This is a genomic window from Leisingera sp. S132, assembly GCF_025144465.1.
Classification (GTDB): domain Bacteria; phylum Pseudomonadota; class Alphaproteobacteria; order Rhodobacterales; family Rhodobacteraceae; genus Leisingera.
Genome location: NZ_CP083553.1, coordinates 1,290,070 through 1,301,498, shown reverse-complemented (window position 1 = coordinate 1,301,498; position 11,429 = coordinate 1,290,070). Strand labels below are relative to the sequence as shown.

At 64.1% G+C, this 11,429-nt stretch carries 9 protein-coding genes and 3 pseudogenes; 8 read left to right on the top strand and 4 right to left on the bottom strand.

Annotated features, from left to right (window positions below; translation table 11 throughout):
* Window positions 1-94 precede the first annotated feature (94 nt).
* The 3 genes from K3725_RS06350 to tgt all read right to left on the bottom strand — a co-directional run bounded on the left by K3725_RS06350 (window position 95) and on the right by tgt (window position 3,243).
* Window positions 95-754: a hypothetical protein gene (locus K3725_RS06350; protein WP_260017977.1), complete on the bottom strand. Its 660-nt coding sequence runs from the start codon at window positions 752-754 to the stop codon at window positions 95-97.
* Window positions 755-887: 133 nt separating this feature from the next.
* On the bottom strand, window positions 888-1,973 hold the full coding sequence (locus K3725_RS06345; RefSeq protein WP_260017976.1) for an alkene reductase: 1,086 nt from the start codon (window positions 1,971-1,973) through the stop codon (window positions 888-890).
* 139 nt (window positions 1,974-2,112) lie between these two features.
* Window positions 2,113-3,243 carry a tRNA guanosine(34) transglycosylase Tgt gene (tgt, locus tag K3725_RS06340; protein ID WP_260017975.1) on the bottom strand — a complete coding sequence of 377 codons (1,131 nt, stop codon included), beginning with the start codon at window positions 3,241-3,243 and terminating at the stop codon, window positions 2,113-2,115.
* Between the two features lie 70 nt (window positions 3,244-3,313).
* Between tgt and rimK the strand changes: the two genes are divergently transcribed.
* The 6 genes and pseudogenes from rimK to K3725_RS06315 all read left to right on the top strand — a co-directional run bounded on the left by rimK (window position 3,314) and on the right by K3725_RS06315 (window position 8,431).
* A complete protein-coding gene (rimK, locus tag K3725_RS06335; RefSeq protein ID WP_260017974.1) occupies window positions 3,314-4,720 on the top strand; it encodes a 30S ribosomal protein S6--L-glutamate ligase in 1,407 nt (468 codons plus the stop codon).
* Window positions 4,721-4,954: 234 nt separating this feature from the next.
* The gene (locus tag K3725_RS06330) at window positions 4,955-5,845 is read left to right on the top strand and encodes an SPFH domain-containing protein (RefSeq protein ID WP_260017973.1); all 891 of its coding nucleotides are present in this window, start codon (window positions 4,955-4,957) and stop codon (window positions 5,843-5,845) included.
* Window positions 5,845-6,120, top strand: coding sequence for an NfeD family protein (locus K3725_RS06325; RefSeq protein WP_260017972.1), 276 nt, complete (start codon window positions 5,845-5,847; stop codon window positions 6,118-6,120). Before K3725_RS06330 ends, K3725_RS06325 begins: the two co-directional genes overlap by 1 nt.
* Before the next feature lie 222 nt (window positions 6,121-6,342).
* Window positions 6,343-7,007 (top strand): annotated as a pseudogene (locus K3725_RS06320) (tyrosine-type recombinase/integrase); the annotation flags it as partial.
* 24 nt (window positions 7,008-7,031) lie between these two features.
* Window positions 7,032-7,222: pseudogene (locus K3725_RS22620) on the top strand (hypothetical protein); the annotation flags it as partial.
* A 69-nt stretch (window positions 7,223-7,291) separates the two neighbouring features.
* A pseudogene (locus K3725_RS06315) lies at window positions 7,292-8,431 on the top strand (IS3 family transposase).
* Between the two features lie 120 nt (window positions 8,432-8,551).
* On the opposite strand, the gene K3725_RS06310 reads toward K3725_RS06315, so the two are convergent.
* Window positions 8,552-9,310 carry a hypothetical protein gene (locus K3725_RS06310; RefSeq protein WP_260017971.1) on the bottom strand — a complete coding sequence of 253 codons (759 nt, stop codon included), beginning with the start codon at window positions 9,308-9,310 and terminating at the stop codon, window positions 8,552-8,554.
* Window positions 9,311-9,550: 240 nt separating this feature from the next.
* On the opposite strand from K3725_RS06310, the gene K3725_RS06305 reads away from it, so the two are divergent.
* Together K3725_RS06305 and K3725_RS06300 are read left to right on the top strand one after the other, a co-directional pair.
* Window positions 9,551-9,913: an SUF system Fe-S cluster assembly protein gene (locus K3725_RS06305; protein ID WP_260017970.1), complete on the top strand. Its 363-nt coding sequence runs from the start codon at window positions 9,551-9,553 to the stop codon at window positions 9,911-9,913.
* Window positions 9,914-10,039: 126 nt separating this feature from the next.
* Window positions 10,040-11,263: a glycerophosphodiester phosphodiesterase family protein gene (locus tag K3725_RS06300; protein WP_260017969.1), complete on the top strand. Its 1,224-nt coding sequence runs from the start codon at window positions 10,040-10,042 to the stop codon at window positions 11,261-11,263.
* Window positions 11,264-11,429 lie beyond the last annotated feature (166 nt).

The window sequence follows — 11,429 nt, the reverse complement described above, 5'->3', positions numbered from 1 at the left end:
CCACAAGGGCGCAAATGCAGGAAGGGTGAGCAAATGATGAAGGCCCCGCAAGAGGCGCTTGTGAATAACTGAACACGCTGCGCCATTGGGGCCATCAGCGCCGCAAGAGCGTGATCAGCCCGCGCTCCAGCCGCCCGCCTGGTCCGGTTTCGCGGTAGGTGCCGCTCATCCGGCCCTGGTCGACCAGAAACAGGCGGATATCCTGCCGCAGCACCTCTCCGGTGCCGCTGTCGCGCTCTGCGAGCAGGTTCAGCCGCAGCAGCTGATCCGCGCCGCAGGGCAGCGCGCCCAGCGCCAGCTCATCCAGGAAAACCTCCGTCCCTTCCGCCAGATCGCCGCGGCCCGCACTGTCGGCTCTCAGTCCCGTGCCGGGCTTCAGCGGCGCCCTGTCCTCGACCCCGACGGGCAGGAACCCCAAGGCAGCGGAATCCGCCACCAGCCGCCCGCCCCGGAACCCCAGCCGCAACACGTCGCCGGTGCGTTGCGGCAGCGGCACCATTTCGATGCGCCCGCCTGTGTTCAATGATATCTCGCCCGGGCCCTTCTGCACGATCCATTGCCCGCGCAAAGCCTGCGAACCGCCCTTGATCAAATCGTCAATGGAAATCCGGCAGCCATCCAGCGGCGGCGCCTTGAAAAAACTTGAGGCTTCGGCAAGGGAACCCGGCGCTGTGTTGCCTTGTGCAGTCTGCGCCTCGGCTGCAGGAGAGCCGCCCAGCAGGGCGGCCAGAGCCAGCGCACGCAAAAATGTCATCGCCATCCTCCGCAATTTGGCGGCAGGATAGCGGATCAGGTCTTCATAACAGGTGAACGCGGGCGCACGGCCCGCTATCTGCGGCCGGGCGTGTGCTGCCCGGCTGCAAACCCCCAATCCGAAAGACCGCTGGCTACTCGGCCGCCACCTGCTCCAGCACCGGGTAATCGGTATAGCCGTCGTCTCCGCCGCCATAGTAGGTTTCCGGATTGCCTTCGTTCAGCGGCGCGTCCGCTGCCAGCCGCTCAGCCAGATCCGGGTTGGCGATGAAGGGGCGCCCGAAGGCCACGAGGTCGGCCTGGCCAGATGCGGTCCGCGCCAGCGCAGTTTCACGGTCATAGCCATTGTTGGCCATGTAGGTGCCGGTGTAAAGCTGGCGCAGGGCGTCGAAATCGCCGTCCCGTGCACCGCCGGTTTCCCCTTCGACCATGTGCAAATAGGCCAGGCCATAGCTGTTCAGACGCTGGATCAGCGGCGTGTACAGGCCCACGGGATCGCTGTCGGACACGTCGTTGAAGGTGGCAAAGGGCGACAGACGCAACCCAATGCGGCCAGCCTCCCAAACCGTCAGCAGCCCGTCAAGAACCTCGAAAACGATCCGGGCGCGGTTCTCCGGCGACCCGCCATAGGCATCGGTTCGGGTGTTCACCCCGTCCTTCAGAAACTGCTCCAGCAGATAGCCGTTGGCCGCATGCAGCTCGACACCGTCGAACCCTGCGTCCTTGGCGTATTTTGCAGCCTGCACGTAATCGGCGACCACCCGCTGGATGCCTTCAGCGCTCAGCGCCTGCGGCGTGGCGGTCGGCACGAAACCTTCATGGGTAAAGGTCTGGGCCTCTGCAGCGGCATCCGTGGAAGACACAGCATGGGTGCCTCCGGGCAGCAGCGAGTCATGCGTAATCCGCCCGACATGCCACAGCTGAATGACGATCTTGCCACCCTTCGCGTGGACCGCATCCGTGACCTTGCGCCAGGCTGCGGCCTGCGCCGCCGTGTGGATGCCCGGGGTCTGGATATAGCCTTTGCCCTCGGGGCTGATCTGGCTGCCCTCGGTGATGATCAGTCCGGCGCCCGCCCGCTGGGCATAATATTCCGCATGCCGGTCCAGAACCTCGCCGGTCTGGTCGTCAGCCCGGTTGCGGGTCAGCGGTGCCATGACGATGCGGTTTTTCAGCTCAATTGCACCAGCAGTGCTGGCAGAAAACAATTCTTGGCTCACGGGGAATTCCCTCCGGTCAAAGTTTCCAGCAACAGGAACGTTGCCGGAAAGACCTGAGCATTCCGCTCCGCGCGTTCAAGCGGGGGCCGGCCTGAACTGCTGCTCATCTGCGCACAGCAAACTGTTCAATTGCGCGGCTTTACAGACGCTCGATATCGCCCTGTGCCCGGGTGTCATGGAAATCCTTCTGCCAGGCCTCAAAGGTTCCGGCAGCGATTGCCCCTCTCATGCCGGCCATGATCTCCTGAAAGTAATGCAGGTTGTGCCAGGTCAGCAGCATCCCCGAAATCATCTCGTTGGAGCGGAACACATGGTGCAGGTAGGCGCGGGAATAGTTCGAGCACGCCGGGCAGCTGCACTGCTCATCCAAGGGCCGCGGGTCGTCCTGGTGGCGGGCGTTCTTGATGTTCACCACGCCATAGCGGGTGAAGGCCTGCCCGGTGCGGCCCGACCGCGACGGCAGCACACAATCCATCATGTCGATACCGCGGGCGACAGCGCCGACGATATCATCGGGCTTGCCCACGCCCATCAGGTAGCGCGGCTTGTCCTCGGGCAGGAAACCGGGGGCGTAGTCCAGGCACTCGAACATCGCCTCCTGCCCCTCGCCCACTGCCAGGCCGCCAACCGCATAGCCCTCGAACCCGATCTTCTTCAGCGCCTCGGCGCTTTCCTCGCGCAGTTCCTGCTCCAGCCCGCCCTGCATGATCCCGAACAGCGCGTGGCCGGGACGGTCGCCGAACGCCTCGCGGCTCCGCTCTGCCCAGCGCATCGACAGGCGCATCGACTCGGCGATCCGGTCGCGGTCCGCAGGCAGCGCCGGGCATTCGTCGAAACACATCACGATGTCGGAGCCCAGGAGCCGCTGGATCTCCATCGAGCGTTCCGGCGTCAGTTCATGCTTGGAGCCGTCGACATGGCTCTTGAAGGTCACGCCCTTCTCGGTGAGCTTCCTGAGCCCCGCCAGCGACATCACCTGGAACCCGCCGCTGTCGGTCAGGATCGGGCGCTCCCAGTTCATGAACTTGTGCAAGCCCCCCAAGCGGTCAATGCGCTCTGCGGTCGGGCGCAGCATCAGGTGGTAGGTATTGCCCAAGAGGATATCGGCCCCGGTCGCGCGCACGCTTTCCGGCATCATCGCCTTGACCGTTGCGGCGGTGCCAACCGGCATGAAGGCAGGGGTGCGGATTTCGCCGCGCGGGGTGTGGATGACACCGGTGCGCGCTTTCCCGTCGGTCGCTTTCATTTCGAAGTTGAAAAGGGTAGCCATATCGTATTCCTGCGCTTCTCTGCCGCATAGCTGCCGCGGCGATTCCCCCTAATGCCAAGGAGCCCCGCGTATGTCCACAGCCGACCCTGCACCGCAATTGAAACTCGGCTGGGAAGAATGGGTCAGCCTTCCGGATCTTGGCCTGCCCGCGCTGCGGGTCAAGGTCGACACCGGCGCCCGCACCTCGTCGCTGCACGCGACCGGGATTGAAACTTTCGGGCCCGCCAGCGCCCCCAAAGTGCGCTTTATGGTGCACCCCATTCCCGGCCAGTACGATCTGGAAATCCCCTGCTCTGCCCTGATCAAGGACCGGCGCGAGGTGACATCGTCAAACGGCGAAAGCGAGATGCGCTTTGTGATCGAAACCCCGCTGGAGATCGGCGGCCAGTCCTGGCCGGTGGAGCTGACGCTGACCGACCGGCGCGGCATGGCCAAGCATATGCTGCTCGGCCGCCAGGCGCTGACCGAGAACGTGACCGTGGTGCCCGGCGAACGCATGTGCCAGCCGGCGCTGGACTATTCCGTCTACGCCTCTGCCAACATCCGCAAATCCGCCCCCAAGCGCGCCTTGCGCATCGCCGTTCTCAGCCGCGAGGACAATTATTCCACCCGCCGCCTGGTGGAAGAAGGCGAAAACCGCGGCCATACGGTCGAGGTGATCAACACCACCCGCTGCTACATGGCGCTGAACGCGCTGGCGCCGGAAATCCACTATGACGGCAAGCGCCTGCCCCGCTATGACGCGGTGATCCCGCGCATCGGCGCCTCTGTCACCCAGTACGGCACCGCGCTCTTGCGCCAGTTCGAAACGCTCGGCACCTTCTGCGTCAACGGCTCCGAAGGCATCACCGCCAGCCGCGACAAGCTGCACGCGCACCAGATCCTCGCGCGCCACAAGATCGGCATGCCCGCCACCGCCTTTGCCGCCTCGCCCAAGGACACCGGCAGCCTGATCCAGATCGTCGGCGGCGCGCCCCTGATCGTGAAGCTGCTGGAAAGCACCCAGGGCAAGGGCGTGGTGCTGGCGGAAACCAAGAAGGCCGCCGAAAGTGTGATCACCGCCTTCCGCGGGCTCAAGGCAAACTTCCTGGTGCAGCAGTTCGTCAAGGAGGCCGCGGGCGTGGACATCCGCTGCTTCGTCGTCGGCTCCAAGGTGGTGGCCTCGATGAAACGTTCGGGGGCGGAGGGCGACTTCCGCTCCAACCTGCACCTGGGCGGCAGCGCCGAGACGGTCCGCATCAGCAAGGAGGAGCGGGCCACCGCTGTGCGCGCGGCCCGCGCGTTTGGCCTCAATGTGGCGGGCGTCGACCTGCTGCGCTCGGAAACCGGCCCCAAGGTGCTGGAGGTGAACTCCTCCCCCGGCCTGGAAGGGATCGAGAAGACCTCCGCCAAGAATATCGCGGGCCTGATTTATGCCGAGATCGAGCACCGGGTCCGCCCGGCCCCGCTGCGGCGGCTGAAACCCTCCAGCAACTGACCTGTGCCGGCAGGCCTGTCCGGGCTTGCCAGCCTGCGCTGCGAGGCGTCATATACGCCCGCAACCTCTTGAAACTGCCGCGGCAAACACTCACTTGCATACCATTGCACACAAAGAGGCCTGTCATTGAACAAGGCCAAGACACCGGGCGCAGAGCCCCTGCCCGGCGCGCCGGCGGAACCGGCTGCGCTTGCAGCTCCTGCGGCCCCCGCTGATCCATCAAAGGAATTTTACATGAACGAAGACCTCATCCTCGACCTCCTGTCCGGCAACCTGCTGTATCTGCTGGGCGCGGTGCTGCTGATCATCATTGTCCTTAAGGGCATCAAGATCGTGCCGCAGTCGGAGAAATACGTGGTCGAACGCTTTGGCCGCCTGCATTCGGTGCTGGGCCCGGGTATCAACTTTATCGTGCCCTTCCTGGATGTGGCCCGCCACAAGATCTCGATCCTGGAACGCCAGCTGCCCAACGCCACCCAGGACGCGATCACCAAGGACAACGTGCTGGTGCAGATCGACACGTCGGTGTTCTACCGCATTCTGGAACCGGAAAAGACCGTCTACCGGATCCGCGACGTGGATGGCGCCATTGCCACCACCGTGGCCGGCATCGTGCGTGCCGAGATCGGCAAGATGGACCTGGACGAGGTGCAGTCGAACCGCGCCCAGCTGATCGCCCGCATCCAGGAAAGCGTCGAGAGCGCAGTGGATGACTGGGGCATCGAAGTGACCCGCGCCGAGATCCTGGACGTGAATCTGGACCAGGCCACCCGCGACGCCATGCTGCAGCAGCTGAACGCCGAGCGCGCCCGCCGCGCCGAAGTCACCAAGGCCGAAGGCCAGAAACGCGCAGTGGAGCTCAATGCCGATGCGGAGCTTTATGCCGCCGAGCAGACCGCCAAGGCCCGCCGCATCCAGGCCGAGGCAGAGGCCTATGCCACCGAAGTGGTCGCCAAGGCGATCCGCGAAAACGGCATCGAGGCGGCCCAGTACCAGGTCGCCCTGAAACAGGTGGAATCGCTGACCGCGCTCGGCAAGGGCGAAGGCAAGCAGACCATCCTGGTCCCGGCCCACGCGCTGGAAGCCTTCGGCAATGCCTTCAACCTGCTGAAAGGGGGCAAGTGATGGACACCCCCTTCTGGGCCCTGTGGTGGGTCTGGGGCGCGGGCGCGCTGGTGCTGGCGATCCTCGAGGTGCTGGCGCCGGGCTTTGTCTTCCTGGGCTTTGCCATTGGCGCCGCGGTGGTGGCGCTGCTGCTGCTGGCCGGCGCCGGCATCACCCTGCCGCCGCTGCTCCTGAGCTTCGCCGCCCTGTCGCTGGCGGCCTGGCTGGTGATGCGCAAGCTCTTCGCCCTGCCCAAGGGCCAGGTGAAGACCTTCAACCACGATATCAACGACTGATCCTTTGGCCGGAGCCCGCTTGGGCTCCGGTTCTGGTGTGGCACTTACCTCCAGCCGGCGCGGCCTCTCGGCACGCAGCCTCCCGCTGCACCTTTTAACACGAGCCAGGCACCGGCGCATTTCCCCTCAATAACCAGCAAGTCCGGCGGCACCATGACCTTGCGAGCCGCACGGGCTGTGCAGCAAGCACCGCCCTCTCTTGCCAACCGCGGTGTCAGGTCGCCGACCTACAACACCCGTCTCATTGCGCTGAAGTTCTCTTTTGAGACCACCTGCGGGCGGGGCGAGATGAAGCGGCACATGCAGTTCCGCACCCAGCCGCGCAAGCTCCCCGTGGTGTTCAGCGCCGAGGAAGTAGCGGCGCTGCTGCGGGTCGTACCAGGACCGGGGCTGAAGAACCGGGCGGCGCTCAGAATTTTCTATGGGGCCGCGCTCAGTGCATCTGAAGCCTGCAATCTCAAGGTCAGCGATATCGACAGCGACCGGATGCTGATCCATGTCGAACAGGGCAAGTGGCGGAAGGACCGGAGTTTCATGCTGTCGCCGGGATTGCTGAACCTGCTGCGCGATTACTGGCGCGAGGCGCGGCCCGAGGGCTGATTGTTTCCGGGCAAGCCCAAGATCAACCCCCTCTCGTCGCGCCAGCTCCACCGCACCTTCAGCTCGGCAAAGCTCATCGCGGGGATCAAGAAGCCAGGCAGCACGCTGCACACGCTGCGGCATAGCTTCGCGACACATCTTCTGGAGGCTGGGACAGATCTGCGGGTGATCCAGGTGCTGCTCGGGCATTCCATACTCGAGACAACGGAGCGCTACACACATGTCGCCACGAAGCTGATCCGTGACACGGCAGCCCCTACGAGACGCTGGCCAAGCTGCAGGATCGAAGGCGGGATAAGCGGACCGGGGCGGTGCCCCGCCCGAGGCTTGAAATCGCTGACATCTTTCGCGCCCATGGTCCCGCATGGCGGCGGGCCAATGCCGGGCATGTCAGCCACACCCAGCTCAGGGTAATGTCCACTGCCCGGCAGTGCATTGCTAAGCAATGTCACGAGAGGGGGCGATCGAAGCCTGCCGGACCGAGGCGCTCGGCGGGCATGTGCCCCCTGAAACTGGTCCGGAGTGAATGCGAATTTTTGGGAACATTTCTGGCAAGAGAGGGAGTGTACCGATGCCGAAGAAACGATTGAGCGACGAACAGATTGCCTTTGCTTTAAGGCAAGCGGAAGCCGGGACGGCGGTTGGAGAGATTTGCCGCAAGATGGGGGTCGCGGAAGCGACGTTCTATCGCGGTAAGAAGGTCTATGCGGGGATGGGTGTGTCGGAGATCCGGCGGCTGAAACAGCTCGAAGACGAGAACAGCAAGCTGAAGCGCCTGGTCGCTGATCTGACGCTGGACAAAACGATGTTGCAGGACGCGCTGAGAAAAAAGTGGTGAAGCCTGTCCGCCGCCGCGAGGTCGTCCGGCACTATCAGGGTGTGTTTGAGGTGTCGGAGCGCCGTGCTTGTAATGCCATGGGCTTCGGACGGGCTTCCCGCAGATATCAATCCAGGCGCGATCCGGCGGTTGAATTGCGGATGCGCCTGAAGGAGTTGGCCGAAAGCCGTGTGCGGTATGGATATCGTCGCCTGCACATACTGCTGCAAAGGGAGGGGTGGCATGTGAACCACAAGCGCCTGTACCGCCTGTACTGCGAAGAGGGCCTGTCGATCCGGACCCGCAGCCCGAAGCGGCGCCGGGCCTGCCGGTATCGATCCGGCCGATCCGAGGCTGACGGCATGAATGAGATCTGGGCAATCCCTGCCCGGCAGGCGATGCCGTGCATCGCCGGGAGGGGACTTCATGTCGGACCGGCCGTTCGACGAAAAACCGTTTCGTATTGCGACCATTGCCGACTGCTTTACGAGAGAGGCTCTCGCGACTGCTGCGAGGACAAACTTCCGAGCCTGCCAGGTCAGTGATGAATTGGATCGGTTAGCCCGGATCCGAGGCAAGCCACGAAGCATTCGAGCCGACAAGGGGCCTGAGTTCGCCGGCCGGTTACTTGACCAGCGGGCCTACCTGAACAAGGTCGAGTTGGACTTCTCGAGGCCCGGAAAACCGAAAGATAACGCATACATCGAAGCGTTCAACAGCCGCCTTAGACAGGAATGCTTGAACGCCTCATGGTTCCTGTCGATGGACGACGCCCGAAAGCGGATCAGCGAATGGAGAGCCGATTACAATGAAGCCAGGCCGCATTCCTCGCCGGGGAACTTGACGCCGAGCGAATGTGCGGCCCAACTGAACGAAACCCGAAAGGTCGCATGAAGCCCGGGCCAAAAATGGGGTGAGCTCCAGACCCACGATGCACTAACAATTAAACCGGACCACCCGATGGGGGCACGCCACATACAGGCGCAGGGCAAAGGCAAGCTCACTTTTCGGCCCTCAAAACCGGAACCCGACTCCGGCCAGCAGGCTGTGCGTCACCGCGTCATGGCGGAAGAAACTGCCGGTGCCGCGGGTGCCTTCCTCATACTCCACCCCCAGCCCGCGGTAGAGCACATAGATGGACGCATTTTTCCAGCGGTGATGCACCAGGCCGCCCATCACCGACCAGCTCTCCTCCGACCCGGCGCCGAAACCGCCGATGTCCCCTTCCAGGGTCACGCTGAAGCTGTCCGACAGCCGCCGTTCCCAGCGCATGCCAACCACGGGATCGGTCCAGTCCGCCCCGCGCCGCAGGGCCGCCCCCGGCAAGGAGGCGGTCACATCCACGTCCCAGTGGCGCAGGCCCCCGAAAACTTCGAACTGGTCGAGCCCGCGGCCGAACCGGTAGGTCACCAGCGCCTCGGCCAGGTTCTGGTCATAGCGCACCCCGCCCGGCCCCACTGACGACAGCGCATTGGAATCGGCATCCAGCACCGCATAGCGCAGCCGGAAACCGAAGTTGCTGTAGTGGGTGCCCTCGAACTGCAGCATCCCGCCCGCCTGCAACTGGTCGAACACATCGCCGGCGTCAATGGAAACATCGCCGCCGCTCCAGCCCAGCTCGGTCGTGCTGTCGATGGAAGGCGCCACCATGAAGGGCGTCAGCTGCCACTGCCAGCTTTCCCCGGCTGTGGCGGCAACTGCGCCCGTCAGGCCCGCGGCGGCCGTCAGACAGACCTGCGCGGCAGCGCGTAGGGGTGCAATCGGATCACGCATCGCTCCTCCCGGCGCACCAGCCCGCCCGGCCCGGACGGCAAACAGCATCCGGTCCGCTGCAATCTGGCAGCCTTTACAAAAACATCGCGGGGGACTCACAACGTAGAGCGGGTGCCGCCCCAAATCAAATTTTCACATCAGCGTGAGGCATATTTCCCTGATCCCGCCATGCCCGCCGCCTCTGGACGCCGGGGCGCTTATTCCCTATATAAACCGTCGGATAATAGAACCGGGATCCTCATGACCAACCCTGCCGAACCGCTCGAAGGCGCCCCGCTGATCGCGCCCTCCTCCGTCAGCCACCCGCTGTACGAGGCCATCGTCGACGCCTGCCGCACCGTTTATGACCCGGAAATCCCGGTGAACATCTACGAACTGGGCCTGATCTACACCGTTGATATCAGCGACGAGAACGACGTGAAGATCATCATGACCCTGACCGCGCCGGGCTGCCCGGTGGCAGGCGAGATGCCGGGCTGGCTGATCGATGCCGTCTCTCCGGTCGACGGCGTCAAAAGCGTCGATGTCGAACTGACCTGGGAGCCGCCCTGGGGCATGGAGATGATGTCCGACGAGGCACGCCTCGAACTGGGCTTCATGTAAGGGTCCAGGCCTGCGCGCCGCGCTGGTTGTCATGGGAATTTGATGCGCCCGTCATGCGGGCGCAATCCGGGTGTTACATACAGGCGCCACTCTTGGCGCAAATTTTGACCAACCGGAGAATTTTCAATGCGCTTTGCCCTGACGCCGGCAACCGCCCTGCTTGTGTCCACCGCCCTCTTTGCCGGCAATCCCCCGGTTGCGGCGGATACCGGCCTCAGCTACGGCCCCCGCCCTGCCTATCTGATCTCCAAGCTGCCGGAGGGCGCGCTGAAGGACAAGCTGCAGTCCTGCCTGCGCCAGGTGCCGCAGCGCTCTGATTTCTCCATCGGCCACCGCGGCGCGCCGCTGATGTTCCCCGAACACACCGCCGAATCCAACATTGCCGCCGCCCAGATGGGCGCAGGCATCCTGGAATGCGACGTCACCTTCACCAAGGACCTGGAGCTGGTCTGCCGCCACGCCCAGAATGACCTGCACACCACCACCAACATCCTGACCTCTGAGCTGGCGGACACCTGCGTCACCCCCTTCACCCCGGCGGACGGTGAAACGCCTGCAACGGCCGAGTGCCGCACGTCTGAGATCACCCTGGCAGAGTTCCGCAGCCTGCAGCCCAAGATGGACAGCGCCGACAAGACGGCCTTGACTGCCGAGGCCTACCAGGGCGGCACCGCCAGCTGGCGCTCCACCCTGTTTGCCGGTGATGCGACCAGCATGACCCACGCGGAGTCGATTGCCCTGTTCAAATCGCTTGGCGCCAAATTCACCCCGGAGCTGAAAGGCCCGGCGGTGGAGATGCCCTTCAACGGCTTCTCCCAGGCAGATTACGCCCAGAAACTGATCGACGAATACAAATCCGCCGGCATCCCCGCCTCAGACGTCTGGGCGCAAAGCTTCAACCTGGATGACGTGCTCTACTGGATTGAAAACGAACCGGAATTCGGCAAACAGGCGGTGTTCCTCGACGCCAGCTACGAGCACCAGGGCTTCGACCACAACAACCCGGAAACTTTCCCGCATGACTTTGCCGCGCTGCACGCCAAAGGCGTCAACTACATCGCGCCGCCGATGTGGATGCTGGTTACCGCTGAGGACGGCCAGATCGTTCCGTCGGCCTATGCCAAGGCCGCCAAGGCCGCCGGCCTCAAGCTGATCACCTGGACGCTGGAACGCTCCGGCCCGCTGGCCTCGGGCGGCGGCTGGTACTTCCAGTCAGTTGCGGACCTCACCACGGACGACAGCATGTATTACCAGCTGCTGGATGTGCTGGCCCGGGATGTGGGGGTCGCGGGCGTGTTCTCCGACTGGCCCGCCACCACCACCTATTACGCGAACTGCATGGGGCTCTGACCGCCGTCCCCCCTTTGACGGACCCCATCACCGGCCGCCTCCCTGCCCAGGAGGCGGCCCCTTTTATTTCTGCATATCGGGTATATGTTATTGCTTCCCCGTCGCATCCGGGGTTGAGCCGCCCCCGCACCCATCCTAGATAACAGGGGAAGCGCAAGGAGAAAGA